The organism is Dyella solisilvae, from assembly GCF_003351225.1.
In the GTDB taxonomy this organism is placed as follows: Bacteria; Pseudomonadota; Gammaproteobacteria; order Xanthomonadales; family Rhodanobacteraceae; genus Dyella; species Dyella solisilvae.
Genome location: NZ_QQSY01000015.1, coordinates 1 through 5,538, shown reverse-complemented (window position 1 = coordinate 5,538; position 5,538 = coordinate 1). Strand labels below are relative to the sequence as shown.

Below are 5,538 nucleotides of genomic sequence, written 5' to 3'. Positions count from 1 at the left end.
GCGCGGATTTTTCTCGCGCACAAAGACAAACGCCTTCCCGGATGGGAAGGCGTTTGAGGGATAAAGCCCCTGGCGGTGACCTACTCTTGCATGAGGATTCACACTACCATCGGCGCAGCTGCGTTTCACTTCCGAGTTCGGGATGGGATCGGGTGGGACCACAGCGCTATAGCCGCCAGGGAAAGGGTGGGAACAGCGCTATGAAGCGCCAGTTCCGCAGAGGGCGTAAACGAGTGACAAGCGTCTGGTGAAATTCGAACTAGATGTTCGTTGAGAGCGTCGCTCTGTTGAGCGTCTCACGAAGCGTCTTGGGGTTATATGGTCAAGCCTCACGGCTCATTAGTACGCGTAAGCTCAATGCATTGCTGCACTTCCACACCGCGCCTATCAACCACCTAGTCTTGATGGTGCCTTAAGGAGACTCGAAGTCTCGGGAGATCTCATCTTGAGGCGCGCTTCCCGCTTAGATGCTTTCAGCGGTTATCGCTTCCGTTCATAGCTACCGGGCAATGCCATGGGCATGACAACCCGAACACCAGCGGAACGTCCACTCCGGTCCTCTCGTACTAGGAGCAGCCCCTCTCAAATCTCCAACGCCCACGACAGATAGGGACCGAACTGTCTCACGACGTTCTGAACCCAGCTCGCGTACCACTTTAAATGGCGAACAGCCATACCCTTGGGACCGGCTACAGCCCCAGGATGTGATGAGCCGACATCGAGGTGCCAAACACCGCCGTCGATATGAACTCTTGGGCGGTATCAGCCTGTTATCCCCGGAGTACCTTTTATCCGTTGAGCGATGGCCCTTCCATACAGAACCACCGGATCACTAAGACCTACTTTCGTACCTGCTTGATCCGTCGATCTCGCAGTCAAGCACGCTTATGCCTTTGCACACAGTGCGCGATGTCCGACCGCGCTGAGCGTACCTTCGTGCTCCTCCGTTACTCTTTGGGAGGAGACCGCCCCAGTCAAACTACCCACCACACACGGTCCCTGATCCGGATTACGGACCTAGGTTAGAACGTCAAGCACTTCAGGGTGGTATTTCAAGGATGGCTCCACCGAAACTAGCGTCTCGGTTTCATAGCCTCCCACCTATCCTACACAGAAGAACTCAACGTTCAGTGTGAAGCTGTAGTAAAGGTTCACGGGGTCTTTCCGTCTTGCCGCGGGAACGCTGCATCTTCACAGCGATTTCAATTTCACTGAGTCTCGGGTGGAGACAGCGCCGCTGTCGTTACGCCATTCGTGCAGGTCGGAACTTACCCGACAAGGAATTTCGCTACCTTAGGACCGTTATAGTTACGGCCGCCGTTTACTGGGGCTTCGATCAAGAGCTTCGCCTTGCGGCTGACCCCATCAATTAACCTTCCAGCACCGGGCAGGCGTCACACCCTATACGTCCACTTTCGTGTTTGCAGAGTGCTGTGTTTTTGATAAACAGTCGCAGCGGCCAGGTTACTGCGACCCTTCTCAGCTCAGCTACGCATGTAGCCACCAAAAAGGGCGCACCTTCTCCCGAAGTTACGGTGCCATTTTGCCTAGTTCCTTCACCCGAGTTCTCTCAAGCGCCTTGGGATTCTCACCCTGCCTACCAGTGTCGGTTTACGGTACGGTTTCTCTGTAGCTGAAGCTTAGTGGCTTTTCCTGGAAGCGTAGTATCAGTCACTTCGTCCAATAGGACTCGTCTCGGTGCTCGGCATAAAGAGGGCCGGATTTGCCTAACCCTCATGCCTACCGCCTTTCCCCAGGACAACCAACGCCTGGTAGACCTAACTTTCTCCGTCCCCACATCGCACTACAGACAAGTGCTGGAATATTAACCAGCTTCCCATCGACTACGCATTTCTGCCTCGCCTTAGGGGCCGACTCACCCTGCGCCGATGAACGTTGCGCGAGGAAACCTTGGGCTTTCGGCGTGCGGGCTTTTCACCCGCATTATCGTTACTCATGTCAGCATTCGCACTTCCGATACCTCCAGCAGACTTCTCAATCCACCTTCACAGGCTTACGGAACGCTCCTCTACCGCGCACACAAAGTGTGCACCCCGAGCTTCGGTGTATAGCTTAGCCCCGTTAAATCTTCCGCGCAGACCGACTCGACCAGTGAGCTATTACGCTTTCTTTAAAGGGTGGCTGCTTCTAAGCCAACCTCCTGGCTGTCTATGCCTTTCCACATCGTTTTCCACTTAGCTATAACTTTGGGACCTTAGCTGCGGGTCTGGGTTGTTTCCCTTTTCACGACGGACGTTAGCACCCGCCGTGTGTCTCCCGTACATTCTGTCCTGGTATTCGGAGTTTGCCATGGTTTACTAAGCCGCGATGGCCCGCTAGCCATAACAGTGCTCTACCCCCAGGAAGATTCATACGAGGCGCTACCTAAATAGCTTTCGAGGAGAACCAGCTATCTCCGAGTTTGTTTAGCCTTTCACTCCTATCCACAGCTCATCCCCATCTATTGCAACAGATGTGGGTTCGGTCCTCCAGTGCGTGTTACCGCACCTTCAACCTGGCCATGGATAGATCACTCGGTTTCGGGTCTACTGCCAGAGACTATGCGCCCTATTCAGACTCGGTTTCCCTTCGCCTCCCCTATACGGTTAAGCTTGCCACTGACAGTAAGTCGCTGACCCATTATACAAAAGGTACGCAGTCACCCTTGCGGGCTTCCACTGCTTGTACGTATACGGTTTCAGGGTCTATTTCACTCCCCTCTCCGGGGTTCTTTTCGCCTTTCCCTCACGGTACTTGTTCGCTATCGGTCGGTCAGGAGTATTTAGCCTTGGAGGATGGTCCCCCCATGTTCAGACAGGGTTTCTCGTGCCCCGCCTTACTCAATTTCACATCGAATGCCCTTTCGCCTACGGGGCTATCACCCGCTATGGCCGGCTTTTCCAAACCGTTCGACTAAAACACTCGATGCTTTTGGGCTAGTCCGCGTTCGCTCGTCGCTACTGACGGAATCTCGGTTGATTTCTTTTCCTCGGGGTACTTAGATATTTCAGTTCCCCCGGTTCGCTTCCAGCAGCTATGTATTCACTGCAGGATACCTATTGCTAGGTGGGTTTCCCCATTCGGACATTGCCGGATCAAAGCTTGTTGCCAGCTCCCCGACACTTTTCGCAGGCTGCCACGTCCTTCATCGCCTCTGACCGCCAAGGCATCCACCGTATACGCTTGGTCGCTTGACCATATAACCCCAAGTCGCCTCGGGATTACATCTCCAAACAACGCGTTCGCTTAATTGCCTCAACGACACATCTCGATTCGGTTTCGAACCAAGACGCTTGTCACTCGTTTACTTTGTCAAAGAACACAAGAACGGCCACAGTGCCGTCTCGTTTCAAATCAATTCGTGTGCGCTTCTGCCTTCATTTCACGTCGCGCCACCAAAATGGTGGAGCCAGTCAGGATCGAACTGACGACCCCCTGCTTGCAAAGCAGGTGCTCTCCCAGCTGAGCTATGGCCCCAAGTGATTCAGTGGTGGGTCTGGGAGGACTCGAACCACCGGCCTCACCCTTATCAGGGGTGCGCTCTAACCACCTGAGCTACAGACCCGGGAACCTTTGTGCCTCAACAGAAACAACCCACTCTTCGATTCGCATCGAAGCGGGCGTTTCGTGAAGAGTCCAGCCAGGGATGGCTGGTGTTGCCTTCGCGACAGGGATGTCGCGTGAAGCAAACTTCGCGTGAAATAAAGTGCAGGTGTCTTGTGTGGACGTCTTGCGGGGAGAAAGATGTCGTTCTCGAAAGGAGGTGATCCAGCCGCACCTTCCGATACGGCTACCTTGTTACGACTTCACCCCAGTCATGAACCACTCCGTGGTCGTCGTCCCCCTTGCGGTTAGACTAACGGCTTCTGGAGCAACTCACTCCCATGGTGTGACGGGCGGTGTGTACAAGGCCCGGGAACGTATTCACCGCAGCATAGCTGATCTGCGATTACTAGCGATTCCGACTTCATGGAGTCGAGTTGCAGACTCCAATCCGGACTGGGATCGGCTTTCTGGGATTGGCTCCACCTCGCGGTATTGCAACCCTCTGTACCGACCATTGTAGTACGTGTGTAGCCCTGGCCGTAAGGGCCATGATGACTTGACGTCATCCCCACCTTCCTCCGGTTTGTCACCGGCAGTCTCCTTAGAGTTCCCACCATTACGTGCTGGCAACTAAGGACAAGGGTTGCGCTCGTTGCGGGACTTAACCCAACATCTCACGACACGAGCTGACGACAGCCATGCAGCACCTGTGTTCTGATTCCCGAAGGCACTCCCGCATCTCTGCAGGATTCCAGACATGTCAAGGCCAGGTAAGGTTCTTCGCGTTGCATCGAATTAAACCACATACTCCACCGCTTGTGCGGGCCCCCGTCAATTCCTTTGAGTTTCAGTCTTGCGACCGTACTCCCCAGGCGGCGAACTTAACGCGTTAGCTTCGACACTGATCTCCGAGTTGAGACCAACATCCAGTTCGCATCGTTTAGGGCGTGGACTACCAGGGTATCTAATCCTGTTTGCTCCCCACGCTTTCGTGCCTCAGCGTCAGTGTTGATCCAGATGGCCGCCTTCGCCACTGATGTTCCTCCCGATCTCTACGCATTTCACCGCTACACCGGGAATTCCACCATCCTCTATCACACTCTAGCTATCCAGTATCCATTGCCATTCCCAGGTTGAGCCCGGGGATTTCACAACAGACTTAAATAACCGCCTACGCACGCTTTACGCCCAGTAATTCCGATTAACGCTTGCACCCTTCGTATTACCGCGGCTGCTGGCACGAAGTTAGCCGGTGCTTATTCCTCAGGTACCGTCAGTTCCGCCGGGTATTAGCCGACAGCGTTTCGCTCCTGATAAAAGTGCTTTACAACCCGAAGGCCTTCTTCACACACGCGGCATTGCTGGATCAGGCTTGCGCCCATTGTCCAATATTCCCCACTGCTGCCTCCCGTAGGAGTCTGGGCCGTGTCTCAGTCCCAGTGTGGCTGATCATCCTCTCAGACCAGCTAGCGATCGTCGCCTTGGTGAGCCGTTACCTCACCAACTAGCTAATCGCACATCGGTTCGTCCAACCGCGCAAGGCCCGAAGGTCCCCTGCTTTCTCTCGTAAGACGTATGCGGTATTAGCGTAAGTTTCCCTACGTTATCCCCCACGTTTGGGTAGATCCCGATGCATTACTCACCCGTCCGCCACTCGCCACCCACAGTATTGCTACTGCTGTGCTGCCGTTCGACTTGCATGTGTTAAGCATGCCGCCAGCGTTCAATCTGAGCCAGGATCAAACTCTTCACTTAAGTTTTCGATCAACCGAAGCTGATCTATCTTTCTGAAGCGTTGTCCTAACCATAAAACGTCAAGCTTTTGAATTGACTCTTAGGTTAGACGCTTGCATATGTTTGACATTCAGTCATCCACCGCAAGGCGCCCACACAAGTCACCTGCGCACACTGTCAAAGATCTCAATCACTTGCTGACCGTTTCCGTTTCAGCGCTGGAACATTTCGTTCCGAGTGAGCCGCTCATCTTACATC

General features: G+C 54.1%; 2 tRNA genes and 3 rRNA genes. All 5 read right to left on the bottom strand.

The window, feature by feature from the left end:
• Positions 1 to 67: 67 nt before the first annotated feature.
• Positions 68 to 180: ribosomal RNA gene (rrf, locus tag DVT68_RS20200) — 5S ribosomal RNA — on the bottom strand.
• A 138-nt stretch (positions 181 to 318) separates the two neighbouring features.
• Positions 319 to 3,197, bottom strand: a 23S ribosomal RNA gene (locus tag DVT68_RS20195).
• A gap of 204 nt (positions 3,198 to 3,401) precedes the next feature.
• A tRNA-Ala gene (locus tag DVT68_RS20190) sits at positions 3,402 to 3,477 on the bottom strand.
• 11 nt (positions 3,478 to 3,488) lie between these two features.
• Positions 3,489 to 3,565: transfer RNA gene (locus DVT68_RS20185), tRNA-Ile, on the bottom strand.
• Between the two features lie 191 nt (positions 3,566 to 3,756).
• Positions 3,757 to 5,301 (bottom strand): 16S ribosomal RNA (locus DVT68_RS20180).
• Together the 16S, 23S and 5S rRNA genes with 2 tRNA genes alongside form the textbook arrangement of a ribosomal RNA operon.
• Positions 5,302 to 5,538 lie beyond the last annotated feature (237 nt).